Source organism: Bacillus sp. L381, from assembly GCF_030284525.1.
In the GTDB taxonomy this organism is placed as follows: Bacteria; Bacillota; Bacilli; order Bacillales; family Bacillaceae; genus Bacillus; species Bacillus amyloliquefaciens.
The window spans coordinates 686,034-713,018 of the sequence record NZ_CP127224.1 but is presented as its reverse complement, the minus strand read 5'-3'; the positions used below and the strand labels follow the sequence as shown (position 1 = coordinate 713,018).

Here is a 26,985-nt window from a genome sequence, read left to right as displayed (position 1 = left end):
CGTTCGTCTTTTGACAATGACTTTTCAATTCATACTATTCTGATAAGAAATATATACTTATACTATTATGTTTTATTTCAGAAATCAATAACAATTACACAATTTTTGGAACTGATTTCTCCACTCTTTTCCTGCTTAAAAAAAGAAAATCAGTTGACTGGCGGGCAATTGTACCGGCAGCGATGTGGCTGCCTAATTAAGTTTTTGAACATTTAAATTTCCCACCATTAAAAAAAGCGCCCCGCCTCTGGCCGGAGCACTTTTTCTCACACTTTTGTTTCTTCAATAATACATGTGACACCCATGCTGGCGAGCGCTTGCTCCAGGCTGCCGTAGGTTTGATACTCTGAAAAATCAAGCCCCAATTGGATTGAAGTCTGTGCCACATCAGGCCGAATGCCGGAAAATACGGTTCTGATGCCGAGGAGAAATAACGTTTTCGACAGCATGTACAATTGCTGCGCCACCATCGTATCGACAATGGGCACACCGGACAGATCAATCACAAGGTTGGTGATCCGTTTTGCGACACAGTTTTCCGGAACTGTCTCCAAAATCACGCGCGCCCGTTCCGTATCAATCGCACCGATGAGCGGCAAGGTGCCGATCGTATCCGCGATCAAAATAACCGGACAGCTCAATTCGGAAATAAGCTCCTGCTGAGATGACAGCCTCGCAATCATTAATATCTGATACTGTTCGGTAAAATCCGTCATCAGCTGATCAAATGAGCCGTTGACAAGGTGATTCCAGCGGCGGGCATCCTCGCTTGTTACGATGTCCTGATGCTCATCCATAAAACGGGTGACCGCTTCCCAAAAGACGGTTCTCGAATTGCCGATCGCCTCAACGACCTCATGAACCTGAGCGTCCTGCTCCACTCTGCTTTTTGCTACCTGTGCGGCCCATTTTTCTTTGTTCTGCTGAAAAACGGCCGGATCTTCCAGTAAAGCGCTTGCGATGGCCGTGTTCGTAAAGGTATGCTGCTCAATCAGCAGTTGTTTCTTTGCTTCACTTAATTGAACCTCGGAATAAAACCGCCCTTTCAGCTTCCGTCTCAGCCTGAGCCATTTTTCCGTCAGCTCGGCCGAATGTGTAATGATATAATCATGAAGTAATTGGTCTTTGTTCACTGCCGTCTCCTCTTTCAAGAATATGTACTTTTATAAATTATAAATCGGAATCGCCGTTCGTACTAGAGGAATTAAAAAAACCCGGCACATTAAAGCTTTTGGTTGCTTTTTTCGTTTGCGGGATACAATATAAATAGAAATGAAACAGGAGGTCGGTATGGATGATTAAAAAAATCGCGACAGTCGCCGTATACACTGATGATCAGCAAAAAGCGAAAACATTCTGGACGGAAAAAGCGGGGTTTGAAACCGTCGCTGAGCATCCGATGGGCCCGAACGCCTTTTGGCTTGAGGTAGCGCCTAAAGGAGCCGGCACTCATTTGGTTATCTATCCGAAAGCGATGATGAAAGGGGCCGAGCATATGAAGGCTTCTATCGTATTTGAGTGCGAAGATGTGTTTGCCGCGTACGAACAGATGATAAAGAACGGCATCACCTTTTTAGATGAACCGAAACAAATGGAATGGGGCACCTTCGTGCAATTTAAAGATGAGGATGGTCATGTTTTTCTCCTCAAGTCATAATCCGTCAGGCACTCTAATTGACTTTGAGAATCATTTTCACTTAAAATATTGGATAAAGCGTGAAAATGATTGGAGAGATGCCAGATGTTCGTGCAAATCAGAAAAATGACCGTAAAAGAAGGACATGCCGACAAAGTGATCGAACGCTTCAGCTCAGAAGGCGTGATCGAAAAACAGGAAGGTTTGATAGACGTAACGGTTCTGGAGAAAAAAGTCCGCCGCGGCGATGAAGAAGTCGTCGTGTTAATCCGCTGGGAGTCAGAAGACCATTGGAAGCAATGGGAAAAAAGCGAAGACCACATCGCGGCCCACAAAGCAAACCAAGGCAAGCCGAAACCCGAATATATGCTTGGTACGGATGTCGGTATGTATCATGTCAAAGCCGTTAAGACAGGCGTGCACGGAAAATAACAAAGAGCATTTGCCCCAGGGCAAAGCTCTTTTTATTTTTTCTCCTCATATGGAAGGACGAACAGCGGTTTATCATGCTTCCATTCCGCATAAAATACATCCTCTGTTCTTTTGATGTTCTGCTTTTTCAAGTCCTGAATCAGCTGTTCTTCCTCTACCCCTGCTTCTTTCAGATTTTCATACAGCACTTCACCGTCAATGATCAGTGTGACCGGTAAAGAGACCTGCTTCGGCTTGATTTGCATGTCGCCGTTTTTCGTCGTGTCATACGGAAATTTCGGCAGGACGCTGACCATCCCGTTTGTTTCTAAAATCGCGTATTCCGCTTCCTGTATGGAAAAGCAATTCGCCTGTCTGAGAAGGCTTTGCAGCTGATTAATATCCAGTTTATTCTTTTTCAGCACATCATATTTCAGTTTTCCTTTATGGATAACAATATTCGGCTCGCCTTCCAACAGCTTTCTGGAGCTTTTGACTTTCTGCGTAATCAGTTCGATGAAATAAATTAAAATACCCCATAACAGAGAAGCAAAAATGATTTCGACGATCCTGACGCCTTTATCATACACCGCATTTCCGACCAATTCTCCGAGGATGAGCGCGGAAATAAAATCAAACGGTGTAATCTGCGAGAATTGAGTTTTTCCTAGCAATTTTAGAATCACAAATAAAATACCCAAACCGCATACTAATTCCCAAGCCACTGTAAATAAATGTCCCATATCTGCACCTTCTTCTTAAAAGTCATTACCATTATGGACATTCGCCTGTTTTCTATACAGCGGCTGACAAACACAAAAAAACGCAGCCGAGGCTGCGTTTCTCTATTTCTGTTTAATGTTTTTGATTCGATCTCACGACCCTAACACACGCCTCAGCGGCATAACCGGCGGCCGCTCCGAAACCGGCAAACATCGCGGCAAGACCCAGGCCCATCCCTTCCCAGCCGCCGACACCGACCATACTGTAAACAACCGTACCAAATGCAGCAAGGCCGAGCACCGCCAAAAGACATTCGGGCCACATCTTTTTCGGCCATTTCTTACGGAGTAAAGCAGATATCCCAAAATTAAGACAGAACGCGGCCAGACAAATCAGATAAAAATACCACATGTCTTTTGCACCTCCGTCGTGAGGAGCTTTTTATTTGCTCATCTCTTTTTCAAACAAATGATAACCTGACGCCAATCCCTTTGATTCATATCCCATCCCGCTGTAAAACGACTGAAGCGCCTTGTTTTCGGACACGCAATCGAGCCGGATTTTCGTTTTTCCCGGACAAGACACCCCCGTCTCCGCCCATGTCATGATCGTCCGTCCGAGCCCGGCGCCTGCAAACCGCCTGTCAATCGCCAGCCGGTGCAGATACACGGACTCTCCGTGGCCCTCATCGCCCCAAAGACGTCTGTCCCACTCGCTTGCTTCGGGAAGCATCATGACGACGCCGGCCAGCTCTGCTTTCTGCCTGAATAAAAAAACATGGCCTTGGGCGATCGCCTCCCGCATATTGTGGGTATCTTCCCCTTGTAAAAGGCCGCTCCACTGGCTTGACCCTTTATCCCGAAGCCATTCTGCCGCTGACACGAGCAGATCCATGACCTCTTTTGCATCATCCTTCCGGGCGGGGATGACCCGGAATGCCCCCGCCGTCTTCTCTGTGATCGTAAATGGTGTCATAAAAGCCTCCTGTAATCAGAATATTCGACACCTTTATTATAGACCAAGCGCAGGACGGAAAAAAACAGCCGTCATGTTTGAGGGCCGTTTAAAAAATCTTCTTCTTATCACGTTCTTCTTTTAAAATCTCAACCGCTTCCCTGAAGCGCATGGAGTGAACGATTTCACGCTCACGCAGAAAACGGAGTGAATCATTCAGATCAGGGTCATCGGAAATATCAATAATCCATTGATACGTCGCTCTCGCCTTTTCTTCAGCCGCAATATCTTCATATAAATCAGCGATCGGATCTCCCTTCGCCTGTATGTAAGACGCTGTGAACGGAACTCCGGCCGCATTGTGATAAAACAGCGCGCTGTCATGGTTGACGTAATGATCGCTGAGCCCTGCATCACGCAGCTGCTGCGGGGTCGCATCTTTTGTCAGCTTATAAATCATCGTCGCAATCATTTCTAAATGCGCAAACTCCTCCGTGCCGATATCCGTCAATAGGCCGATCACTTTATCAGGAATCGTGTAGCGCTGGTTTAAATACCGGAGCGCTGCGGCTAATTCGCCGTCAGCCCCGCCGTATTGTTCAATCAAAAACTTAGCCAGCATCGGGTTGCATGTGCTCACTTTAACCGGATATTGCAGCTTTTTTTCATATATCCACATTTACAGATCCCTCCTTATACTTGCCATGGCCAAGGACCGCGGCTCCAATCCCACTGTGCGCCGACCTGACTCACGCCGAATTGCAGAAGCGGTCCGTACTCAGGCTCAAACCGCTTTCTCAGCTGCCTGGAGTACCGGGAATATTCATGAAACTGCTGAAGCGCGAGGCGGTCATGTGGATGCGTATCCAGATAAAGCGTCAGCTCCACCAGCACAAAGTCCGCCGCCTGGATTTGCTCCAGCAGCCGATAGTATTCATCATCAATCTTTTTCGCCATATTCGATTCCCCCCCGATAAGGATTATCATAGAAATCGTAAAGATCCTTCCAAAGGGTCCCTTTTCTCAATGCCTCCATCGGAGAAAACTGCTCCAAGTGATACGGCTGAAACCGCATATAAAGATGCGGCGGCGTTCTGTAGTATTTTCTCCCGATCGGCGGGCAGGGATCAAAGCGGCTGTGGAAGGGCTTATAAGATTTGACCGGTGTAAACGGCTGATTTTCTTTCATTACGATCCTCCTTTCCTAAACACATGACCTTAATAGGTATGAATCCGTATCAGCTTTTATGCTCCGCCTGCAATAAAAAAGCCCGTTAAGAACGGACTGAAGAAAAAAATCACAATGACAACTCTGATTGAAAACGCTGATAATGTGTCAACGTATATTCCGTAATTTGTTGATCATATTCAGGATATTCATATCTCAATAAAACAGCGACTGACTTTGAATATGATCTAAAGAGATCCTGGCAGTCAAACAATGCCTTCCACACGCTTTCATAAGTATTGCCGACATAAGTATTCAGCAGGATTTCCCAATCTTTCGCATTCATGTAATTTTGAATATACTTATAATTCTTCCCTACACTTAATGAAAACTGATTCTCTATCCCGATATTCCACGCAATCATACGCAAAACATTAGGCCTTAGAATGTCATTCATATGATCCAGCGCAAACAGTATTTCTTTACGCATTAATCCTTTAATAACATAGGTTGAAACCATCCAAAATTCATTGCAGCAATCATCAAACTCTCTGGGAGTCGGTTTCTTTATATGATATTGTTCATCACTTGCAATAATCTTGCGCTTGATCCGACCATCCTTGTCCAATAATATTTCCGCCAAACCATCACTCTGTGTAAAATAATGCTCTGTTTGATTTACAGGGATCAAGGTTAAGTCTATTTTATGATGATCTTTAAAAAGCATTAAGTAGGAAAACCAGCCGCCGAGCTCTGGAGGGAAAAGTTCCATATCTTCAGGTTTTTGCATCATCATTCTTTCGCCAAAATGACCCAGCCAGCTTTCGTCAGATGTGAAAGAGTCCATATCAGTCACAAAATAAGAAATATCATAGTCTTGAAATCTGTCCCTCGGAACATTTTTATTGGTTCTTGATCCTTCCAAGGTCACAAGCCGGATTCGCTCGTCCTTCATCGCAATATCAAGAATCAATTTCATCATCTCGTTTTCACTTCTCACATGTAAAACCTCCCACATAAAGAGAGCTTTTTAGGGATGCTGTAAACGGCGGTTAAAATTCATAGAAAGAAAAGGTTTGTGAGCTTGCTTATAATTTACAGAAGAGCCCTATATACTCGTGATTTTGCTCAATCGTAACACAGCTGCAAGAACATGAGAAGGGCACTCCTGCTGCTCAAGAGTGCCCTTCTCTTATGGTCAGATATATTGACTGTCCCGATGATGGAATGGGTAGCCTCCGCCATAGCCTCCGAAACCGTAGCCCGGGTAGCCGCCGCCGAAACCGTAGTGCGGATACCCTCCAAAGCCTCCGTAGCCGCCAAAACCGTAGCCCGGGTAGCCTCCGTAGCCGCCGCCGAAACCGTACCCCGGATAACCTCCGAAGCCTCCGTAGCCGCCAAAACCGTAGCCCGGGTAGCCGCCTCCGAAGCCGCCGTAGCCGCCGCCAAAGCCTCCGCCGTAAATCGGTCTTCTTTCATTCATGATTTATCGCTCCTTCACATAGGTTACAGTCCAGTTTATGACATCCGGAACGAAACGTATGGGCATCCGCCCATTTTTAACGAAATAATCAATAAACGCTTTACGGAGGAATGCGACACAGGGCGGCCGCATAGGCAAAATAAAAAGCCGGAACAAATGCCGTCCCGGCCTTTTCGTCTTTATTCGCCTAAATCTACATTGTGATAAACCTGCTGTACGTCTTCCAGGTCTTCCAGCACATCAATCAGCTTTTCAAATTGAGCTTTCGCATCTTCCGGAAGCTCGATTTCATTTTGCGCAAGCATCGTCAGCTCCGCAACTGTGAACTCTTCAACGCCGGCATTTTTGAATGCCTCCTGCACGGCATGGAATTGATCAGGCTCGGCATACACGATAACACTGTCATCCTCTTCCAAAATATCGCGAACGTCCACATCAGCTTCCATCAGCAATTCCAGCGCTTCATCAGCCGTCTTGCCTTCAACACCGATAACGGCGGTCGCATCAAACATGTAAGCGACAGACCCGCTCACACCCATATTTCCGCCGTTTTTCCCGAATGCGGCGCGCACTTCAGGCGCCGTGCGGTTTACGTTATTCGTTAACGCATCAACGATGATCATTGAACCGTTCGGCCCGAAACCTTCGTAACGCAGCTCGTCAAAGTTCTCCTCCGCGCCGCCTTTCGCCTTTTCAATCGCACGCTCAATAATATTTTTCGGCACACTGTACGTCTTCGCGCGCTCAAGCACCACTTTTAACGCCTGGTTCGATTCCGGATCAGGCTCGCCCTGTTTTGCCGCCACATAAATCTCACGGCCGAACTTCGCATAAATCCGGCTCGTATTTGCGTCCTTTGATGCTTTCTTTTCTTTAATATTGTTCCACTTACGGCCCATTTTGTTCCACTCTCTTTCACGAATTGAATCTGTATGATAAATACTCTGTTTCTATTATACCTCAGCGGTTGGGTTGTTTCGAGTGTAAGACTTTAGAAAAAGCAGGCACTCTTAAAATAACCGCGGTGCACTAAGCCGAATCTGAGGGTTACTGTCCAAAACATAAAAACCCTCCTTCCATACAGGAAGTAAGTCGCAAGCCAAAAGATTCATTTTATTCTCATTACCTATTTCCTACACTGTATATCCCGACTCACGTGGTAAAATTTTGATAACGAACAAAAGAAAGGATATGATCATGAAAGTTTTCGAAGCAAACACCCTCCTTGCCGCCGCCAAGCAGCGTGCGAGTGAATATAAAGAACTGCGCGGCCAGATGGTTAATCTGAAAAAAGCATTTCAAGGCATGGCTGATCTCGGTGACGGCGATTTCTCAGGCCGGGGCGCAGCTAACATCAAAGCCTTTTTCCAGGACCACTCCGGTGTCGCAGACAGCTGGATTGACCTGATCGATATGAAAATCGCATTTCTTACAAGCCTTCCCGGCAAAGTTGAAGACGCAGGTCTTTCCGAATCTCATGTAGAAGAATCATTTCTGGAGCACGAGCTCACCCACGCCCTCAGTAAATCAAAGGCGATTATGGAAGAGCAGAAAAAGGACATGCGCTCCATCCTCGGAGAAATCGAAGACATCATCTCGCTCGAATTGTTTTCAACCGAAAGCACAGATCATAAGCTTTCTTCAGCTGACAAAAAAAGAAGCGAAACCATACATAAACTCGGCAAGCTCGATCACGATCTAACGAAAGAATACACAGAAACCGAAGCGAACGAACAGTTCATCCAAGCTGACTTTCAGCAGCTTCAAAACGCAACAGGCAAAGGAAAAAGCGCCACGCCGCTTCACTACAACGCCAAGGCGTACCGAGAAAGCGACATCCATAAGAAAAAAGACGATATCGCAAGACATTCGGATGCTTATTTGACGATTAAAAAGGAAGAAGCGAAAGAGCGGGAAATCAAGGATCTGAAGAAAAAGCTGGCTGATGGTGTCACCGATCCGGATGAATACTTGGAGATTGCGAAGAAGATCGGCTATGAAAACCTTGAACCTTCTCAGGTACAATATGTTATACAGCTTGAACAAGCTAAACAGCTCGAAGAAGTCGGCGAAACGGCTTGGGATATCGTCAAAGGAATAGGCGTCGGCCTTTATGATGTCGGGAAAGATACAATAACAGGCGTCAAAGATCTGGCTGTCGGCGCGTGGGATTTTTACCATCTCTCTGATGAACAAAAAGTCGCTAAAACCATATCAGCTGTATTGAACACGCCCTCCTACGCAAAAATCATATGGACAAACCTAGCGGATTCATGGAATGATAAAATGGTTAACGGGGATGCGTATTCAAGATCCCATTACATCACCTACGCTATCGGGAGCATTGTCGGACTAAAAGGTTCTGGCTCAGCTGTAAAAGTAACAAGCAAGCTCGCGAAAACAGGTGCCGCCAAAGTGGATAACGTCTTGGAAGCCGGAGAAAAAGCAGCTGCAAAACATGTAAAAACCGGGATTGAAAAAGGACAAAACTACACCAATTCCTTTTTGAAAAATAAGTATGAACCCGCACTTGCCGGAATAGCACAGGATATTGAAAATACTCACAATGTGAAGAATACGCCTTTGTTGAAAAATATTATTGAAGGTCAAAAAGAGAGTGTGCTCAGTAAGTCTGTGACTTCTGGCAATAGCGGTATACATAGTGTTAAACAAGGAGACAGCAGCCCTCTCGCACCTGGCGGGGGTCTAGCTGCTCATGAAGCAAAAGGCGGACACCTTATAGAAAGACATGTTGGGAAGAGCGACCAAGAACTCATGAAAAGGCTTGAAAAAAGCAAAATGAGTAACAAGAAAATATCCGGATCATCCTCTTTTAAGGATAGAGCAACTGCAGAAAAGGTTGCTAATATTACTTTATCAGATAATAAAGATAAAATAGAAAAATGGTTAAATAGTGATGTAAAAAAACCTTTGGTACTCTCCTATAAAGGATCAGAAGTGTTAGGAAGAGGAATTACCAAAGGCACAGTCGAAATTTCTGACTTAACTAATGCTAAAATTATATTGAAAAAGAATAATGATGGTAGCTTTATATTAACAGGCTATCCTACGAGGTGAGATAAATGATTGAAACAAATATTTCTGAACCTGTATTTCAATTTTTAGGAGGCATTTTCCATCAAGATATAGACACTCCTGAGTCAGCACTTGAAGAATACTTAGAAGAAATACCTAAAAAGGAACAAGAAAACGATGTAGAAGCACTCAAAGCGTTTATAAATAGCGATTATTCAGATGAAGAAAAAAATAATTTTATAGACGAGTCTGCAGATGGTGTAGATATCAATAGTTACGGACTATCCCCAATACTATGGCTGGGACAAGTCATTCAAAAAATCGAAAAGAATATTGAGACTTTGTAACCCCCTCGAGTTTTTATGATTTTTCGGTATCTCACAAAGCCTAAAGCTGTTGTTTTTAGTTTTATGAAATGTTTGCATAATCCCTGATAAGTTCTCAATCTTTTCCTCTAAGACTGAAAGAATAACCCCAAAAGAAAGGATATGGTCATGAAAGTTTTCGAAGCAACCACCCCCTTGGCTGCCGCAAAACAGCGCGCGAGTGAATACAAAGAACTGCGCGGCCAGATGGTTAATCTGAAAAAAGCGTTTCAAGGCATTGCTGATCTTGGTGACAATGATTTCTCAGGCCGGGGAGCAAATAACATCAAAGCCTTTTTCTAGGACCACGCTGGCGTCACAGACAGCTGGCTTGATCTGATCGAGATGAAAATCGCGTTTCTTACAAGCCTTCCCGGCAAAGACGAAGATGCCGGACTTTCCAGTTCGCATGTGGAGGAATCATTTCTGGAACACGAGCTCACTCACGCCCTGAGTAAATCAAAGGCGATTATGGAAGAGCAGAAAAAGGATATGCGCTCCATACTCGGAGTGATCGAAGACATCATCTCGCTCGAATTGTTTTCAACCGAGAGCACAGATCAGAAGCTGTCTTCAGCTGACAAAGGTGGAGTGGAAGCCCTGCCAAAAGGATTGAGGATTAAATAATAGGAGGTTATATGGAACGCCAAAATTACGTATCATTATGGATCGGAAGTATAAAAGATAATGAATCATTAAGTAAATATGTTGAATTAGTTTACAATGAAGATGAAGGTGATTTTTTTCCTTCCCAATTTTTAATTGACTTTGATATAGATATCGATGATTTAGATGAAGATTTTATAGAAAAAGTTGCTCATGAAAATAATCGTAACAATTTACCTGCACTAATTGACGGCTGTTCATACGATAGTGTCATCTTACCTCGTTTCGAAGACATGGTAGGAGGTACCACACTCCCTGAACAAATCAATGCCGCTGTTCTTTTATATAATTTTGAATATGACGGCAGGGAGAAAGAAATAAACGCAAAAAACTATTCATTTAAATTTATTGGAGCAGTTTCCTATGTATAAAAGAAAAAATAATAATAAAAAATAATTCAGAATTACATTTTCATAATGTAGAGATTTTATTAGATGGTTATTCATACTACTTGGAAGAAGATAAAAAGTAGGATGACTAGAAGAAGGCTCTCTTTTTTTCAGAGGCCTTTTTTGTTTGCATGTAAAACCTAACTATAAATATCCATAGATAAACAAAAGGAGAGGCGTTCTCTCACAAACAAAGTAACTATAACTGGAGGTTATTCTTCACTATCATCCACTCTATGCACCGTCGAAGGAGTGCCTTACAACACAGTTAACAGCAAAAGTTTAAAAGAAGCACTACAAGCATTCGCCAAAGTGGTACTGCCGAAACCGTACGGAACTTCCGCAAGCGGCAGACGGACACCGGCACGCATGTACCGCCGGTAACGGTCAAATACGGCGAGCATTTTGCGAACTGGAACAGAAAGAAAGTATTGAAGCCGAATGTCATCTACAAAACAAAAGAAGGCTACACATACACCACCTGACAACTATGGTAGAATTACAAGTGTCAAAGCAGACTTGCAGCTGGAAGAAGCAAAACGCAACCAATATGCGCAGTCAAAAGCAGGTAAACCAGACCGTCTGACAGATGACGACGGAGGCCACCTAATCGCCACTCAATTCAAAGGCTCAGGCCAGTTCGACAATATCGTGCCGATGAACTCTCAGATTAATAGGAGCGGCGGGAAATGGTATAAGTTAGAACAGGCATGGTCGCAAGCGCTTAAAGAAGAGCCTCCAAAAAAGGTTACGATCACAATTGAAAATGTGTATGAGGGTGATTCGTTAAGACCCACTTTATTTGATATAACATATAAAATTGGAGAAGAAAGAACAAAGAGCATCACAATTAGAAACCAAATTGGAGGCTGAGTGAAAATGGAAACTACAAAAATGGAACAACTATATCAAAAGATTGCTGAAAAAATAAATGATATGATTCCCTCCGAATGGATGAGGGTTACTTTATATGCCGAAATTTTGGACGACTCCAGAGAAGTTTATTTTTTCTTTAACACACAAGAAGACGAAGAATATATTTATTCACACGATATTCCAGAACATTTTCAAGTAAGTAATCGAATTTACAAAAATATGCTACTAGACCTTCAAGATTTATTTGATGAATTAAGGGATGAATTTAAAAAGCAATCCTCAGATATTTGGACTAACCTCACACTAAATTTAGATAGAAACGGTGAATTCTCAATTGATTATGATTATGAAGATGTACTCGCTTCAAAATATACTGATACTGAGCGACAAGTAATTTGGGAATATAAGCACTTGGGAATTACGCCAATAAGCGAGAGCAGCAGAAAGTTCCTTGAACAATATCTAAATGAACAATGAAAAAATGGGTGAACTATATCAAAAGATTGCTGAACATCTAAATGAAATGATTCCATCTCAATGGGAAAAGATCGTTTTATATGCTGAAATACTTGATGACTCAGCGGATATATACTTTTATTTTACAACACCAAATAACAGTAATTATTTATTTTCTCATTATATACCTGAACACTTTGATGTGAGTGAAGAGATTTACGATCAACTGCTAATTGAACTTCAAGAGCTATTTGAAGAATTAAAAGAAGAATTTAAACTAGGCAACCAAGATATTTGGACTAATCTCACTTTAAAATTAGAAAACACCAGAAAGTTTTCAATTGATTATAATTATGATGATGTTTTATCATCTGAACTTGATGACCTTCAAAGACGAGATGTTTGGAAATATCAAAATTTAGGGATATCGCCTAAAGATGAGGACGACAAAGAATTTGTAATAAACTACTTCGGTCTATAAATTTAAAAATAGCTCAGCTCTCTCTGCTGGGCTATTTTTTTATAAACCCATCTAATATAAAAATTTAAACTATTATATGTATTGCCGTAATAATTTAAGCACACACGAAAAGCGACAACCTATTGTGAATTAATAAAATTCGGATTATAGAGCCAAATTTTCAGGTAAAGTGGCTCATTTAATCTTTTCATCTGCTGAGACCAAGATTGATAAACTTCTATATTTCCTCAAGAATTAAACGAGAATACCACATCGGAGAATTGCGTCAGTTACCAGTAGAAATAGGGACATCCATAACTTTACATTGTCTCTATTGTTACGACATACACGGACTTTCTTTTTGTTTAAAAATGGATTTGCCATAATCATACCCTCGACTATTCGGGAGCATTACTCCATTTATACAATACTTTCTCTGCAACATACTTGATAAGTGATATTTCCTTATCTATTATTTCATCATTAAGATTAGGTATGAAATTAACATCATTAGGTGCTTCTTTTGAATGAACCAACGAACACCTTATTAAATAAATCCGTTTTGCTACTGACTCAACAATTTCTGTAGCTTCCAAAGGAAAAAGTGCAGGGTATTTCTCCGAAGGTTTTGTATAGTGCTTACCCCTGCTCTTAATGTCGTCAAGCCATGTAACTACTTCTAATTCAGTTATTGAATTAGTTGCTATGTATTTTACTATTAAGAGTTCGTTTGGTTGAGGAAACCTCGCTTTCCTGACGGCTCTTGTAAAGAAAAATTCAATAACCTGATAATAAGCTAAGTATTTATGTCGTGGTATCTTAGTATAGTTAGCAAAGTTAAAATATCTTAGGGGGGTTTCCTCTAATTCAATATTACTTAAGCATAGTTTAGTATTAGACGTATGCCCTTTTAATTTACTTTCATTTTCAAATCTTGACATCTTGAAACCAAAGCCTAGATTAACATTACATTCAAACAAAATCTGTTCAATGAATTTGTAAAACTGCTCTGTATTTTCAAAAACTTTGTCATTCCAAACTTGTAGGGTAATATCCTTGCCATTGTTTCTCGCATGCTCTATTGCACCATAATCCTCTACAATATACTGGTCATAAAACGTGTGCCAAAAAAGGTCACTCATTTGACCAATATGTCCTATCACTTCACCATTCTTTTCTAATGTTATTCCGCCTGTTTGTACATAGTCATAGCCCTTAATTAACTTTTTCTTAGTTAATTCATCAGCAAATTCAATCAACACTTCATAATAATTACCACAATAAGCAGTTGAACTGTCATATCTAAAATAGCAATAAAACATTTCAGGAGTCATATATTTCATGACTTCATCGAACAAGTATCTATCCTTTGAAACAGTGATACTTGAAGACTCTTGTATCACTAGTTCAACTTGCTTAGCCAAAGAGTCTTTAAACTCAGCGTTCATTCCGACTCCGTAATAATTACTAAAAAAATGAATGTAATTCTCCGCTTTCCACGTTTTTATCCATTCCTTTAATCGCTCATCTTCAATATTTCTGTGTCCATATAAACCGCCGCCCATGTGTACCACTCCTAACTCATTTACATTATAATCCCCTACACAAACATAGAACCCTTCCACTATGTTGGAAGGGTTCTGACACTGTGACATCTCGTTTAATCTTTTCTCACTAGCAGTGAACAACACTCCACATGATTCGTATGCGGAAACATATCCACAGGCTGCACTTCGAGCGTCTGATACCCGCCGTCCTCAAGCACCCGCAGGTCTCTTGCAAGCGTGCCTGGATTACATGACACGTACACCACCCGCTTCGGTTTCATCTCGACGATCGTCCGCAGAAGCGCTTCGTCGCAGCCCTTTCTTGGCGGATCGACGACCAGCGTATCTGCCGTGATGCCTTCTTCGTACCACTTTGGAATCACGGTTTCGGCTTCTCCGACTGCGAATTCGGCGTTTGTGATGCCGTTCAGCTCAGCATTGCGTTTCGCGTCCTCAATTGCTTCCGGCACGATTTCGACGCCGTATACTTTTTTCGCCTGCTTCGCCAAGAAAAGAGAAATGGTTCCGATGCCGCAGTAGGCGTCGATGACGGTTTCTTCCCCTTGCAGCTCCGCGTACTCAAGCGCTTTGTCGTAGAGCACCTTTGTCTGTTCCGGGTTGACCTGATAGAACGATCTGGCGGAGATGGCGAATTTGACGTCTCCGATGAGGTCATAGATGTATTCTTCGCCCCAGATGACGTTTGTTTCGTTGCCGAAGATTACGTTTGTTTTGTTTGGGTTGATGTTTTGCACGATTGATTTGACGTGCGGAAATTGCGCCGTGATGTCTTCGATGATCTTCGCTTTGTGCGGAAAATCGCTTGTTCTTGTGATGAAGACGATCATCATTTCGCCTGTGACGACGCCGTATCTGACCATGATATGGCGGAGCCAGCCTTTGTGGCGTTCTTCGTTGTAGGCTTTGACGCCGTATGCTGCGCAGATGTCTTTAACCGCTTGGACGGCTTCGTCGTTTTTGGACTGCTGGATCAGGCAGGCGCTCATGTCGATGATGTCATGGCTTCTTTGCTGGTAGAATCCGGCGACGAGTCCGCCTTCTCTTTCCCCTACCGGCACCTGTGCTTTGTTTCTGTAGTTCCACGGGTCTTCCATGCCGAGTGTCGGGTGCACGGTGACATTGGACAGATCCAGCTTGCCGATCCGTTCTAAAACGTCTTTGACTTGTTTCTGTTTAAACAAGAGCTGGCCTTCGTAGGTCATGTGCTGAAGCTGGCAGCCTCCGCATTGCTTGTAGATCGGGCACGGGGCATCCGTTCTGTGCGGGCTTTCTTCCTTCAGCTCGATTAAGCGGCCGAAAGCGAAGCCTTTTTTGACGCGTGTCACTTTGATTTGCGCTTTTTCCTCGGGCAGGACATTCGGCACAAAGATCGGGAAGCCCTGAACCTTTGCGACGCCCGCTCCTTCGTGCGTCAAATCCTCAAATGTCACGTCATAGTATTCATTTTTTTCTACCGGGGGTTTCATTTTCATCTATAATCACCTCTAGTTTTACCAATAGCCTTGTTTCAGCGTGCTGGCAAACCTTCAAATCTGTCAGGCCTTCAAAGGTTTCCGATCACGCTGAAAAGATGACAAAATCCTAAAACGAATACTGTTTTAGGATTTTGTCCGCGTATTAATCATCCAGCTGTTCCGCTTTCTCCTTCGGCATGACGACGTGAATATGCCGGTACAGATTCACGAATTCGCCTGGCAGCATGCCGCCGTACTCACCGTCCAGGTTCAGCTGCATCTTTTCTGATACATTGACTTTCACGCGGTTCGCTTTTGTGTAAATAATGTGCTGATCATTAATATGATCGCCTCTGAGCGCCATGCTCGCGACTCTGATAAACTCCGCGAGATTGGCTTTTTTCAAAATAATTAAATCAAACATGCCGTCATTCAGGCTGGAATCAGGGGCCAGCTTCTCGAATCCGCCGACCGAGTTGGTCAGCGTTACTAAAAACAGCATGATTTCGCCTTGAAACAGCTTGCCGTCATATTCAATCTCGACTTCTGTCGGACGAAGTGAAGGCAGCATTTCCATTCCTTTTAAATAATAAGCAAGCTGGCCGAGCATCGTTTTCAGTTTGCTCGGCACATCATACGTCAGCTCCGTCAGACGGCCTCCGCCGGCGATGTTGATAAAGTACTGTCCGTTCACCTGGCCGATGTCGATCGGGCGGGCTACGCCGTTAATGACGGTATCAGCGGCATTCAGTATATTCTCTCTCGGAATGCCCAGCGCTCTGGCGAAGTCATTTGTCGTGCCGACCGGAATGATGCCAAGCGTCGGGCGTTTGTCTAACGGCGCAAGGCCGTTGACGACTTCATTAATCGTTCCGTCTCCGCCGGCTGCGATAATCAGGTCAAACTCCCGCAAAGCGGCTTCTTTTGCGGCATGAGTGGCATCTCCCGCGCATGTGGTGGCATGGGTGGAGGTTTCATAACCGGCTTGTTCAAATTTTTGCAGGACTTGGGCAAGATTTTTCTTAAAAAGCTCACGTCCTGAAGTCGGATTGTATATTATGCGTGCACGTTTCATTATCTCATCATCCTACTTAAGAGTATCCGATCCATTATTAACACTAACAACCTTTAATTATACTATGACTTGAGAAAATCGCAACAATATGTACAGGAATTGGCAGAAGAAAAAAGGCCCCGGCTCCATTTAAGGAGCCAAGGCCCGCTGTCTTACTCTTCTTCCGTTCCAGGTTTTTTCTTACGGAATTTCACCAATACTTCATATACGATCGGCACAATCAGAAGGGTAAGCAGAGTCGAACTGATTAAACCGCCGATAACGGTGACACCGAGCCCTTTAGAAATGACCTGGCTTCCGCCTTCGAAGCCCAATGCCAATGGAAGCAGGGCGCCGATTGTCGCGATCGCCGTCATCAGAATCGGACGCAATCTCGTAGAGCCGGCTTCAAGGAGCGCCTCTCTCGTCGATAAGCCTTCCGCTTCTTTATGGATGACGCGGTCAATTAAGACAATCGCATTTGTGACGACGATTCCGATCAGCATCAGCATACCGATCATGGCATTCAGGCTGACTGTCTCTCCGGATACATACAGTCCGACTAATGCGCCGATGACCGTAAACGGAAGCGAGAACAGAATCGCAAACGGCGCTAATGCTCCGCCGAACGTGATCACAAGAACGAGGTATACGATGGCGACTGCTGCAAGCATCGCTAAGCCGAGTTTCGTAAAGGAATCAGCAATATCCGCTGATACACCGCCGGTATCAATGGAGACATTGTCCGGCTTATCCAGTTTGTCAACTTTCTTTTGAACGGCTGATGACACCTTCGTGATGTTGTCAGAAGTGACAGTTGCCGTTACGTCAGCGTATACTTTGCCGTCGCGTCTGGAAATGGTATCAGATGTCGTGCCGTTTTTCACTTTCGCCACATCGCCGATTTTTACTTCTTGGCCTGCAGGCGATGTGATGGTTTTATCCTCTAATTCTTTTACACTCTTATACTGGTCTTTTTCAGTCTTGATATTCACGTCAAGCTCTTTGCCGTCTTTTTTCACAGTTGTCAAAGGAGACTGTGACGTTTGGGACATCAGGGCCTGGGAGATTTGCGAAGCCGTTAAGCCGAGCTTGCTGAGCTTCTCCTGGTCAGCGACGAACGTGTACTCATCATATGTGCTGGAAAGGCCTGAGTTTATGTCCTTCAGATCCTTCTGCTTTTTCATGATGCCTTCGATTTCTTTGACCGTGCCTTTAATATCAGACTCTGAATCTCCGTACACATAGTACGTTAATTCGTTGTTGTTGCCTGACGAACTGAAATTTTGCGTTTTCCATTCGCCGCGGCTGGATGTTTTTTTGATTTCTTTTAAGACATTGTCTTTTTCTTTGTCAAAATCAGGTGTGTCTTCCTCGTATTTCACGTAGAACAATGCGCCGTTTGAGCTTCCGCCGAGCGGGCTTTGCGAGCCTAATGAATACTGGACGGTATCGACATGTTTGCGTTTAAGCAGCATGTCTTCCGCTTTTTGCGCAGCTTTTTCAGCTTCGCTTTTCGTTTCGCCCGGTTCAGGCGTATATGTGAGCTGCATCGTTTTGTCCGCTTGCGCCGGCAGATAGCTCGCGCCGATAAGCGGTACGAGGAATAAACTGCCGACAAGCATCAGAACCGCGATGATGGATGTAATCCATTTATGGCTTAATGACCAATTCAGCACTTTTTTATAGAAATCGGCCAATCTGCCCGGCTTATGCTCTTTCGCTTTAACAGGCGCGCCTGTGAGCGATTTTTTGAATAAACTGTGCGCAAGCATCGGCACCAATGTGATGGAAATCAACAGTGATGCGGCAAGCGCAAAGACGATTGTTAATGCAAACGGCATAAACAGTTCACCGATCTGTCCGCCGACCATGGCAAGCGGCAGGAATACGGCAATGGTTACGATCGTTGATGACATGATCGGTTTAAACATTTCTTTCGTCGCTTCACGCACCAATTGCTTTCCGCGTAAAGGCTCATCTTTCAGCCTCATGCGGCGGTAAATGTTTTCGATAACGACAATGGAGTCATCGACTACCCGTCCGATGGCGACCGTCATCGCACCGAGCGTCATAATGTTTAAAGTGACATCAAGCTGATTCAGCACGAGAAGCGCAATCAGCAGTGACAGCGGGATGGAAACGATAGAAATCATCGTTGATTTAATATCTCTTAAGAATAAGAGAATGATTACGACCGCAAAGATCGCGCCGAAAATCGCTTTGCTTAACATCGTATCCACTGACTCTGTAATCGGCTCTGCCATATCAAGTGTCGAGCTGTACTTGAACCCTTTATGGTCTTTTTTGTATTGATTCAGTTCATCTTTAATCGCATCGGCCACTTCTACCGTGTTGGCGTCATTGGCTTTTACGATATTAATTCCGATGCTGTCCTTTCCGTTCGTGCGGGAAATGGATTCTGCTTTTTTCACATCTTTAATGTCGGCAATATCAGAAAGCTTGACCGTCGGAACCCCTGCAGCCGCGCTTTGCTGTGCCTGCTGAGCAGCCTGAGCGTCCGCCGCAGATGCCGCACCCGCGCCGCCCGCTTGACCTTGAGCCGCGGAAGAAGATGTGACCGGAATTCTCATATCTTTCAGATCTTTAATTGACGTAATATTTCCGTTAACAACAACTGATTTTTCCTTGTTGCCGAATGTGTATAATCCAAGCGGCGTATTGACGTCAGAGCCTTGGATCACTTTCTTGACGGTATCTTCATCAAGTCCGTACTCTTTCATTTTTTTGTCTTTGAAAGAGAATTCCACCTGCTCTTCCTGCTGTCCGGAAACTTGCACGGACGCAACGCCCTGGATGCCTTCAAGCTTAGGAACGAGAGTGTTTTCCACATTTTTGGTCAGATCTTCAAGCGAGCTTTTGCCGCTTGTCACACTGAGCGTCAAAATCGGGAAAGAGTTGATGCTGTAACGGGAAATGTCGGGTTTTTTCGCGTCGTCGGGAAGGCTGACATTATCCAGCGCTTCAGCGACTTCGGTTTTCGCCTTGTCCATATCCTTGTTGTAATCATATTCAATCATAACCGATGAGACGTTTTCAGAGGATGTGGACGATACGACGTTCACTCCTTCTAAATTCTGCACCGCTTGCTCGATCGGTTTTGTCACATCATCCGCAACTTGACTCGGAGCAGCTCCGGGATAAGTCGTATTTACTGAGAGGTAAGGCATGTTGACGTCCGGTATGGATTCCTGCTTCATATTCAGACCGGCATACAGCCCTGCTACAGTAACGATAATCGTCATCAGCCAAACTGCGAATTTGTTCTTCAGTACAAAGTTAATAATGTGGTTCATCATGTCCTCCGTTATTTTTTATTGACTGACTGGTCATTCTATATAATACTAAACGGTATAACTCAACATCGTCAACCGATAAGGCAGTAAATTTTTCTAAATTTTTCAAGGATTAAGGGGAAGCACGTCATGAACGAAAAAAAAGAGAAAATCATTAAAACAGGCATCCATTTATTTGCCAAAAAGGGGTTTTCTTCAACAACAATTCAGGAAATCGCCGGTGAGTGCGGGATCTCAAAAGGTGCTTTCTACCTTCATTTCAAATCAAAAGAAGACCTTTTGCTGTCAGCATGTGAGTATTACATCGGCATGTCTATGGAAGAAATAAAGAAAATCAAAACAGAACATCAGCATAAACCGCCTAAGGACGTATTCCAAAAACAAATTGCTTATCAATTCCGGGAATTTATGGAGCACAAGGATTTTATCATTCTCTTGCTGAGCGAAAAGGTCATTCCCGAAAATCAAAAGGTAAAACAGTATTTTCATGAGGCCAATATTCAATTTAACATGCTGTACCGGGATGCTCTGCTCTCCGTTTACGGAGATGCCGTCACACCGTTTCTGGCGGATGCATCCGTTATGGCGCAAGGAATTGTAAGCTCTTATATTCATTTCTTGATTTTCAATGAAAATACGGCATTTCAGACGGAAAATGTGGCGGCCTTTCTGATTGCCAGGATTGATGATCTGATTACGGGACTGATAAAAGACAATCCCGATCCGCTTATACCTGAGGATATCTTTACTCAGCCCACGGCGGACAGAGAAAAACTGCTCGCGGATATTCAAATGGCAAAAGCGCAGCAGGGGCTGCCTGAGGACGTTCTCGTATCGCTTGAAGTCATTGAAGAGGAATGCCAGAAGGAAGAGCCTCGAAAACCGATTATTAAAGGAATGCTGTCCAATTTGGCAGGCAGCGGAAATGAACAGATTGAAACACTGCGGGCTTCCATTGAAACCCATTTCAGCCTTACCATATAAAAAAAGCAGCGCCCTTACAGGCGGCTGCTTTTTTTATCGTTTTTTGATTTCTTCAAGTAAGATCTTGTTGACCATCGGCGGGTTGGCCTGTCCTTTTGAGGCTTTCATAATCTGCCCGACAAGGAAGCCGATCGCGCGGTCTTTTCCGTTTTTGAAGTCCTCAATTGACTGCGGGTTGCTGTCAAGCGCATCTGTCACCAGCTTCAGAAGCACGCTTTCGTCAGAAATCTGCACGAGGCCTTTTTCTTTGACGATTTTTTCAGCGTCGCCGCCTTTTTCAATTAATTCTTTGAAGACTTTTTTCGCGATTTTAGATGAAATAGTCCCTTTTTCAATCAGCTTAATCATGCCGGCAAGGCCTTCCGGAGTCAGCGCGACATCCTCAAGCTCTTTTTGTTCGGCGTTCAGGTAAGCTGACACTTCACCCATCAGCCAGTTTGATGCCTGTTTGGCTTCTGCGCCTTTATTGACCGTTTCTTCGAAGAAATCAGCCATTTCTTTCGTCAGCGTCAGCACCATTGCGTCATAAGCCGGCAGGCCGAGCTCTTCGATATAACGCTTGCGGCGCTCGTCCGGAAGCTCAGGAATGGTTGCTCTTACGCGTTCTTTCCATTCGTCATCAATGTAGAGCTCGACAAGGTCAGGCTCTGGGAAATAGCGATAGTCATCCGAACCCTCTTTGACACGCATCAAAATGGTTTTTTTCGTCGCTTCATCGTAGCGGCGCGTCTCCTGCTGAATGACTCCGCCTGACAGAAGCACCTGCTCTTGGCGTTTCTCTTCATGCTCAAGGCCTTTTTGCACGAACGCGAAGGAGTTCAGGTTTTTCAGCTCTGTTTTTGTGCCGAATTTCTCCTGGCCGATCGGACGAAGGGAAATGTTGGCATCACAGCGCAGTGAACCTTCTTCCATTTTACAGTCGGAAACGCCTGTGTATTGGATAATTGATTTCAGCTTTTCGAGGTATGCGTAAGCTTCCTCCGGTGTGCGGATATCCGGCTCAGATACAATCTCGACAAGCGGTGTGCCTTGGCGGTTGAAGTCAACGAGGGAATAGCCGTCGCCCGTATGCGTCAGTTTTCCCGCATCTTCTTCAAGGTGAAGACGGGTAATGCCGATTTTTTTCGTTTTTCCGCCGACTTCGATTTCGATCCAGCCGTTTTCGCCGATCGGCTTGTCAAATTGAGAAATTTGATATGCCTTCGGGTTGTCCGGGTAGAAATAGTTTTTCCGGTCAAACTTCGTATCCGTTGCGATTTCACAGTTCAATGCCATTGCGGCTTTCATCGCGAATTCGACCGCTTCTTTGTTTAAAACGGGCAGCACGCCGGGATAGCCGAGGTCGATGACGCTCGTTTGGGTATTCGCTTCCGCGCCGAATGGCGTCGGTGAGCTTGAGAAAATTTTAGATTTTGTTTTTAATTCCACATGGACTTCAAGTCCGATTACCGTTTCAAAGTTCACTTCATTTCACCCCTTACAGTTCAGGTTTCGCTTTATGATGATCTGTTGCCTGCTCAAAAGCATGAGCGACACGATATACAGTGCTTTCATCGAAGTGTTTTCCGATGATTTGCAGGCCGAGCGGCAGTCCGTCCGCAAATCCGCACGGCACGCTGATTCCCGGCACACCCGCGAGGTTGACAGGGATCGTTAAAATATCGTTGGCGTACATTGTGAGCGGATCGCTGGTTTTTTCGCCGATTTTGAATGCCGGTGTCGGTGTTGTCGGTCCGACGATGACATCGTATTTCTCAAATACGTCTTCAAAATCTTTTTTAATGAGCGTGCGCACTTTTTGCGCTTTTTTGTAATACGCGTCATAGTAGCCTGAGCTGAGCGCGAAGGTGCCGAGCATGATGCGGCGCTTCACTTCGTTGCCGAAGCCTTCAGAGCGTGTCTGTTTATAAAGATCGATCAGGTTGTCCGCATTGTCTGAGCGGTATCCGTAGCGGATGCCGTCAAAGCGCGCAAGGTTCGCGGATGCTTCGGATGATGACAGCAGATAATACGTTGCAAGCGCGTATTTGCTGTGCGGCAGAGATACTTCTTCCCATGTCGCTCCGAGTCCTTCAAGCACTTTTAAAGCGGCTAAAACGGATTCTTTCGCTTCTTTGCCGACGCCTTCTCCGAGATATTCTTTCGGTACGGCGATTTTTAAGCCTTTAATATCGCCCGTTAATGAAGAAAGAAAGTCCGGCACTTCGACATTGGCGCTCGTAGAGTCCATTTTGTCCGGACCTGAAATTGCCTGAAGCAGGAATGCGTTATCTTCCACGGTTCTTGTGATCGGTCCGATCTGGTCTAATGAAGACGCAAAAGCGACCAAACCGTAACGTGACACGCGTCCGTATGTAGGCTTTAATCCGACGACGCCGCAGAAAGAAGCAGGCTGGCGAATGGAGCCGCCCGTATCAGATCCGAGTGAAAACGGCACTTCGCCCGCTGCAACCGCAGCTGCGGAACCGCCGCTTGATCCGCCGGGAACCGTATCAAGATTCCAAGGGTTTTTCGTCGCTTTGTACGCGGAGTTTTCAGTAGAAGAACCCATCGCGAACTCGTCCATATTCAGCTTACCGATTGTGACGGCTTCAGCGGCTTGAAGGCGCTCCACTACCGTCGCATCGTAAATCGGATCGAAGTTTTCGAGGATTTTGCTTGAGCATGTTGTGCGAAGCCCTTTTGTCACAATGTTGTCTTTGACGCCGATCGGCATTCCGAAGAGAAGACCGTGTTCAGACCGTCCGTCAACCGCTTCGTCAAGCTCTTTCGCGTAAGCGCGGGCTCTCTCTTCATCAAGCTGCAAAAACGCCTGCACCTTATCATCCACGGATGCGATCCGTTTGTAAGATTCATCAACAAGATCGGAAATCTTGATGTCTTTTTTATGTATCATTTGTTTCAGTTCTGTGATTTTGTGATCAAATAATGACATACTGTCTCCCTCCTTTAATCCAGAATAGATGGCACACGGACATAGCCGTCTTTATGATCGGGAGCATTTTTCATGACATCCTCGACCGGAAGGCCTTTACCCGCTTCATCTTCTCTCATTACGTTTTTCATTTTCAGCACGTGTGTTGTCGGTTCCACGTTATCCGTGTCCACTTCATTAAGCTCCTCGGCAAACGAGATGATGCTGTCAAGCTGTTCTGTGAACATTTCAGCTTCTTCATCCGTAATGGCGAGTCTCGCCAAATGAGCGACATGCTTTACTTCTTCTATAGAAATTCGTGACATAAGATCCACCTCCGCATAATTCTCCGTTTCGTCATATAATACTGATCATATCAAAAACGAGCCCTCTAAAGCAACAAAACGCCGCCTTCTGAGGCATGATGAAACCCTCTCTATTTTATCCTAAATCGGGGAGAAAGAGAAACGAATTATATGTCAGAAAATTTTTACTTTTATAATTCATTGGTAGCGTTTTCATCTTTAAGCTGTTCTATGTTGGCGGGGATTTTTTCCTTGAATGGGCCGGGTTTCGAGAGTTGATTGATCGGGGATACTTTGTTAGGTTTAGTAACCATAGCCTGCACAAAATCATGCGATCCGCATGTAATGATGACTAAAGGCTCACCGCCGGCGCAAAATTCCGGCACTACTAATCTACAGAGGTGATGCAACATTTACTTGAAAGAAGAGAGGGTCCAAAAACGTGAGTATTGAATTAATTATATCTCTTGGGATTTATTTTGCTGCCATGCTGTTAATCGGCTGGTACGCATTCAGGAAGACAACGAATATCAATGATTACATGCTGGGCGGAAGAGGACTCGGCCCGTTCGTAACGGCGCTGTCCGCGGGTGCTGCAGATATGAGCGCATGGATGCTGATGGGGGTTCCCGGCGCAATGTTCGCAACGGGCTTATCAACCTTATGGCTGGCGCTCGGTTTGACGATCGGCGCGTATTCAAATTATCTGCTGCTTGCTCCGAGGCTGCGCGCGTATACGGAAGTTGCGGATGATGCGATTACGATTCCCGATTTCTTCGATAAACGGTTCCGCCATTCGTCATCATTGCTGAAAATTGTTTCCGCCGTGATTATTATGATCTTTTTCACACTGTACACATCGTCCGGAATGGTATCCGGAGGCAGGTTATTCGAATCGGCATTCGGCGCCGACTACAAATTCGGTTTATTTTTAACGGCCGGTGTTGTTGTGCTTTACACGCTGTTTGGCGGTTTCCTTGCTGTCAGCCTGACTGACTTCGTACAGGGAGCGATCATGTTTGCGGCATTAGTGCTTGTGCCGATCGTTGCTTTTACCCAGCTCGGGAGCGTTTCGACGACGATTGATTCGATCAACGCCGTAAACCCGAAACTATTGGATATCTTTAAAGGCGCGAGCGTCATTAGCATTATTTCTTATTTGGCATGGGGACTCGGTTATTACGGCCAGCCCCATATCATCGTACGATTTATGGCGATTAAAGAAGTGAAGGATTTAAAACCCGCCCGCAGAATCGGGATGAGCTGGATGGCTATTTCAGTTGTCGGTTCATTGCTTACCGGGATTATCGGGGTTGCTTATTCTCATCACTTCGGAGTCTCCGTAAAAGATCCGGAAACGATTTTCATTATTTTTTCTAAAATCTTATTCCATCCGCTGATTACGGGCTTCTTGCTGTCCGCGATTTTAGCGGCGATTATGAGTTCCATCTCGTCACAGCTTCTCGTAACGGCAAGCGCCATTACGGAAGATTTATACCGCGCCTTTTTCAGACGGGAAGCGAGCGATAAAGAATTGGTCATGACCGGACGCTTGTCGGTATTGATCGTGGCCGTTATCGCCATTTTGCTTTCCTTGAATCCGAACAGCACCATTCTTGACCTGGTCGGCTATGCGTGGGCAGGCTTCGGTTCGGCTATCGGCCCGGCGCTCTTGCTCAGTCTGTACTGGAAACGAATGAATGAATGGGGAGCGCTTGCGGCGATGATTACCGGAGCCGCGGCCGTTTTGATCTGGATTACGACAGGGCTTGCCGCTTCAACCGGCGTATACGAAATCATCCCGGGGTTCTTCCTCAGTCTGATTGCCGGTATTGCCGTCAGCCTGCTGACCAAAAAACCGGCCGATGCTTCTTATCAGCTGTTCAGCCGGATGGAAGCTCTTTTGAAAAACAAGAAATAGACAAAAAGCCGTCAGATCTTATCCCTGACGGCTTTTTTCTTGCGCACTTGTCCTGCTATAAATACTGTGAGAAAATCATATCAATTTACTATAAGAAAAACTGCGGAGGTGCTGTGTAAATTGAGCTGGCCTATCGATCCGGACATTTTATTAAAGCTGGGAATTGCCACGCTGATCGGCATGATCATCGGTCTTGAGCGTGAGTTGAAAAATAAACCGTTAGGACTGAAAACTTGTATCGTCATCGCCGTCAGCTCCTGTATGCTGACGATCGTCAGCATTAATGCGGCATATCACTTTCCGAAATATTACCGTATCATGATGGACCCGCTCCGCCTTCCCGCCCAAATCATTTCCGGTGTCGGTTTTATCGGTGCGGGCGTGATCTTGCGCAAAAGCAATGACGTCATTTCCGGTCTGACGACATCGGCTATCATTTGGGGCGCAGCCGGGCTGGGTCTGGCCACAGGCGCCGGCTTTTATAAGGAGGCGTTCGCAAGCCTCTTGTTTATCCTGATCAGCGTGGAATTTCTTCCGTGGCTGATCAGAAAAGTCGGCCCCAATCGCTTGAAGGAGAAAGATATCCGCGTGAGGATGTCTCTTTCCGACAAAGACAAAATGACCGAGATTTTAAAGGAAATGAAAAGCAAACAGCTCCGCATTCACTCGGTCCGGATTGACGATCTGCGTGAAACAGAAAATCCGATTATGGAAGTGAAGATCAGTGTCCATAAAAACCGCTACACCACTGACGTGTATTACGATATTAAAGAAATCCAGGGTGTCGTCGGAGTGAAGTGTGATACGTTATAAAAAACGCCGGGCTGGATTCAGCCGGCGTTTTT

Annotated in this window: 27 protein-coding genes and 2 pseudogenes; 12 read left to right on the top strand and 17 right to left on the bottom strand. The window is 44.8% G+C overall.

Annotation, left to right across the window (positions count from 1 at the left end):
• Positions 1-266 precede the first annotated feature (266 nt).
• Positions 267-1,133, bottom strand: coding sequence for an STAS domain-containing protein (locus QRX25_RS03485; protein WP_212100572.1), 867 nt, complete (start codon positions 1,131-1,133; stop codon positions 267-269).
• A 161-nt stretch (positions 1,134-1,294) separates the two neighbouring features.
• Here QRX25_RS03485 and QRX25_RS03480 point away from each other — a divergent pair, with 161 nt between their 5' ends.
• Both QRX25_RS03480 and QRX25_RS03475 read left to right on the top strand, forming a co-directional pair.
• Positions 1,295-1,657: a VOC family protein gene (locus QRX25_RS03480; RefSeq protein ID WP_212100569.1), complete on the top strand. Its 363-nt coding sequence runs from the start codon at positions 1,295-1,297 to the stop codon at positions 1,655-1,657.
• 84 nt (positions 1,658-1,741) lie between these two features.
• Entirely contained in the window at positions 1,742-2,068 is a 327-nt protein-coding gene (locus QRX25_RS03475; protein WP_212100566.1) for an antibiotic biosynthesis monooxygenase family protein, read from the top strand.
• A 32-nt stretch (positions 2,069-2,100) separates the two neighbouring features.
• Here the strand turns inward: QRX25_RS03475 and QRX25_RS03470 are convergent, their stop codons facing one another.
• The 9 genes from QRX25_RS03470 to QRX25_RS03430 form a co-directional block, all read right to left on the bottom strand.
• The gene (locus tag QRX25_RS03470) at positions 2,101-2,790 is read right to left on the bottom strand and encodes a DUF421 domain-containing protein (RefSeq protein WP_065980898.1); all 690 of its coding nucleotides are present in this window, start codon (positions 2,788-2,790) and stop codon (positions 2,101-2,103) included.
• A 112-nt stretch (positions 2,791-2,902) separates the two neighbouring features.
• Entirely contained in the window at positions 2,903-3,181 is a 279-nt protein-coding gene (locus QRX25_RS03465) for a YesK-like family protein (RefSeq protein WP_013351316.1), read from the bottom strand.
• 30 nt (positions 3,182-3,211) lie between these two features.
• The gene (locus tag QRX25_RS03460) at positions 3,212-3,745 is read right to left on the bottom strand and encodes a GNAT family N-acetyltransferase (RefSeq protein WP_065980897.1); all 534 of its coding nucleotides are present in this window, start codon (positions 3,743-3,745) and stop codon (positions 3,212-3,214) included.
• 88 nt (positions 3,746-3,833) lie between these two features.
• On the bottom strand, positions 3,834-4,403 hold the full coding sequence (gene cotJC, locus QRX25_RS03455; protein ID WP_065980896.1) for a spore coat protein CotJC: 570 nt from the start codon (positions 4,401-4,403) through the stop codon (positions 3,834-3,836).
• Between the two features lie 14 nt (positions 4,404-4,417).
• Positions 4,418-4,681, bottom strand: a complete 264-nt coding sequence (gene cotJB / locus QRX25_RS03450) for a spore coat protein CotJB (protein ID WP_013351313.1) — start codon at positions 4,679-4,681, stop codon at positions 4,418-4,420.
• On the bottom strand, positions 4,665-4,913 hold the full coding sequence (gene cotJA / locus QRX25_RS03445) for a spore coat-associated protein CotJA (RefSeq protein WP_003155704.1): 249 nt from the start codon (positions 4,911-4,913) through the stop codon (positions 4,665-4,667). Before cotJA ends, cotJB begins: the two co-directional genes overlap by 17 nt.
• Positions 4,914-5,022: 109 nt before the next feature.
• A complete protein-coding gene (gene ant(6), locus QRX25_RS03440; protein ID WP_212100563.1) occupies positions 5,023-5,892 on the bottom strand; it encodes an aminoglycoside 6-adenylyltransferase in 870 nt (289 codons plus the stop codon).
• A 198-nt stretch (positions 5,893-6,090) separates the two neighbouring features.
• Complete coding sequence (locus QRX25_RS03435; protein WP_212100560.1) at positions 6,091-6,375, bottom strand: hypothetical protein; 285 nt, start codon at positions 6,373-6,375, stop codon at positions 6,091-6,093.
• 179 nt (positions 6,376-6,554) lie between these two features.
• Complete coding sequence (locus tag QRX25_RS03430) at positions 6,555-7,274, bottom strand: YebC/PmpR family DNA-binding transcriptional regulator (protein ID WP_014469866.1); 720 nt, start codon at positions 7,272-7,274, stop codon at positions 6,555-6,557.
• Positions 7,275-7,572: 298 nt separating this feature from the next.
• Between QRX25_RS03430 and QRX25_RS03425 the strand changes: the two genes are divergently transcribed.
• The 7 genes and pseudogenes from QRX25_RS03425 to QRX25_RS03395 all read left to right on the top strand — a co-directional run bounded on the left by QRX25_RS03425 (position 7,573) and on the right by QRX25_RS03395 (position 12,644).
• Positions 7,573-9,453, top strand: coding sequence for a ribonuclease YeeF family protein (locus QRX25_RS03425; protein WP_212100558.1), 1,881 nt, complete (start codon positions 7,573-7,575; stop codon positions 9,451-9,453).
• A 5-nt stretch (positions 9,454-9,458) separates the two neighbouring features.
• Positions 9,459-9,758 carry a contact-dependent growth inhibition system immunity protein gene (locus tag QRX25_RS03420; protein ID WP_212100555.1) on the top strand — a complete coding sequence of 100 codons (300 nt, stop codon included), beginning with the start codon at positions 9,459-9,461 and terminating at the stop codon, positions 9,756-9,758.
• A gap of 147 nt (positions 9,759-9,905) precedes the next feature.
• A pseudogene (locus QRX25_RS03415) lies at positions 9,906-10,385 on the top strand (T7SS effector LXG polymorphic toxin); the annotation flags it as partial.
• A gap of 29 nt (positions 10,386-10,414) precedes the next feature.
• A complete protein-coding gene (locus QRX25_RS03410; protein ID WP_212100553.1) occupies positions 10,415-10,813 on the top strand; it encodes an immunity 22 family protein in 399 nt (132 codons plus the stop codon).
• Between the two features lie 267 nt (positions 10,814-11,080).
• Positions 11,081-11,704, top strand: a pseudogene (locus QRX25_RS03405) (DNA/RNA non-specific endonuclease); the annotation flags it as partial.
• A 6-nt stretch (positions 11,705-11,710) separates the two neighbouring features.
• Positions 11,711-12,184 (top strand): antitoxin YezG family protein, encoded by a 474-nt coding sequence (locus QRX25_RS03400; protein ID WP_212100550.1) that lies wholly within the window; start codon positions 11,711-11,713, stop codon positions 12,182-12,184.
• Positions 12,174-12,644, top strand: a complete 471-nt coding sequence (locus tag QRX25_RS03395) for a TIGR01741 family protein (protein ID WP_115998084.1) — start codon at positions 12,174-12,176, stop codon at positions 12,642-12,644. Before QRX25_RS03400 ends, QRX25_RS03395 begins: the two co-directional genes overlap by 11 nt.
• Positions 12,645-13,021: 377 nt before the next feature.
• Here QRX25_RS03395 and QRX25_RS03390 read toward each other — a convergent pair whose 3' ends face one another.
• The 4 genes from QRX25_RS03390 to QRX25_RS03375 form a co-directional block, all read right to left on the bottom strand.
• Positions 13,022-14,188, bottom strand: coding sequence for a hypothetical protein (locus tag QRX25_RS03390; RefSeq protein ID WP_212100548.1), 1,167 nt, complete (start codon positions 14,186-14,188; stop codon positions 13,022-13,024).
• Between the two features lie 95 nt (positions 14,189-14,283).
• Complete coding sequence (gene rlmD, locus QRX25_RS03385; protein ID WP_212100545.1) at positions 14,284-15,663, bottom strand: 23S rRNA (uracil(1939)-C(5))-methyltransferase RlmD; 1,380 nt, start codon at positions 15,661-15,663, stop codon at positions 14,284-14,286.
• Positions 15,664-15,808: 145 nt separating this feature from the next.
• The gene (locus tag QRX25_RS03380) at positions 15,809-16,720 is read right to left on the bottom strand and encodes a diacylglycerol kinase (RefSeq protein WP_061520231.1); all 912 of its coding nucleotides are present in this window, start codon (positions 16,718-16,720) and stop codon (positions 15,809-15,811) included.
• A 152-nt stretch (positions 16,721-16,872) separates the two neighbouring features.
• Positions 16,873-20,016, bottom strand: coding sequence for an efflux RND transporter permease subunit (locus QRX25_RS03375; RefSeq protein WP_212101638.1), 3,144 nt, complete (start codon positions 20,014-20,016; stop codon positions 16,873-16,875).
• Positions 20,017-20,145: 129 nt separating this feature from the next.
• Here QRX25_RS03375 and QRX25_RS03370 point away from each other — a divergent pair, with 129 nt between their 5' ends.
• On the top strand, positions 20,146-21,000 hold the full coding sequence (locus QRX25_RS03370) for a TetR/AcrR family transcriptional regulator (RefSeq protein WP_212100542.1): 855 nt from the start codon (positions 20,146-20,148) through the stop codon (positions 20,998-21,000).
• A 33-nt stretch (positions 21,001-21,033) separates the two neighbouring features.
• Here the strand turns inward: QRX25_RS03370 and gatB are convergent, their stop codons facing one another.
• From gatB to gatC, 3 genes are read right to left on the bottom strand one after another with little or no spacing between them, the layout of a single operon-like run.
• Entirely contained in the window at positions 21,034-22,464 is a 1,431-nt protein-coding gene (gene gatB, locus QRX25_RS03365) for an Asp-tRNA(Asn)/Glu-tRNA(Gln) amidotransferase subunit GatB (RefSeq protein WP_003155730.1), read from the bottom strand.
• Between the two features lie 13 nt (positions 22,465-22,477).
• Entirely contained in the window at positions 22,478-23,935 is a 1,458-nt protein-coding gene (gene gatA / locus QRX25_RS03360) for an Asp-tRNA(Asn)/Glu-tRNA(Gln) amidotransferase subunit GatA (protein WP_065980886.1), read from the bottom strand.
• 14 nt (positions 23,936-23,949) lie between these two features.
• The gene (gene gatC, locus QRX25_RS03355; protein WP_003155732.1) at positions 23,950-24,240 is read right to left on the bottom strand and encodes an Asp-tRNA(Asn)/Glu-tRNA(Gln) amidotransferase subunit GatC; all 291 of its coding nucleotides are present in this window, start codon (positions 24,238-24,240) and stop codon (positions 23,950-23,952) included.
• Positions 24,241-24,661: 421 nt separating this feature from the next.
• Here gatC and putP point away from each other — a divergent pair, with 421 nt between their 5' ends.
• Positions 24,662-26,140: a sodium/proline symporter PutP gene (gene putP / locus QRX25_RS03350; RefSeq protein ID WP_065523182.1), complete on the top strand. Its 1,479-nt coding sequence runs from the start codon at positions 24,662-24,664 to the stop codon at positions 26,138-26,140.
• A 120-nt stretch (positions 26,141-26,260) separates the two neighbouring features.
• Positions 26,261-26,953, top strand: a complete 693-nt coding sequence (locus tag QRX25_RS03345) for an MgtC/SapB family protein (protein ID WP_115998091.1) — start codon at positions 26,261-26,263, stop codon at positions 26,951-26,953.
• The last annotated feature ends 32 nt before the right edge of the window (positions 26,954-26,985 follow it).